Below are 368 nucleotides of genomic sequence, written 5' to 3' on the forward strand. Positions count from 1 at the left end.
CGCACGACCTTGACCGGATCGACGATACCCATGGCGATCATGTCGCCATATTCGCCGGTCTGGGCGTTGAAGCCGAAAGTCGGGCCCGTGTTCTCGAGGATCTTGCCGGCAACGATCGATGCTTCCGCACCGGCGTTGGCCGCGATCTGGCGGGCCGGAGCCTGCAGCGCGCGACGCACGATGCTGATGCCAGCGGTCTGGTCGGAGTTGGCGCCGCTGACGGTGATGGCCAGCGAAGCGCGCAGAAGTGCGACGCCGCCGCCGGGAACGATGCCTTCTTCGACGGCCGCGCGGGTCGCGTTGAGGGCGTCATCGACGCGGTCCTTCTTTTCCTTGACTTCGATCTCGGTCGCACCGCCGACGCGGAT

1 protein-coding gene is annotated in these 368 nt (G+C 66.6%); it reads right to left on the minus strand.

The window, feature by feature from the left end; genetic code table 11:
- The coding region (locus AC0L15_RS33265) for a TCP-1/cpn60 chaperonin family protein (protein WP_473498425.1) at positions 1–368 on the minus strand (368 nt) is incomplete at both ends.

The organism is Mesorhizobium sp. WSM4846, assembly GCF_055811415.1.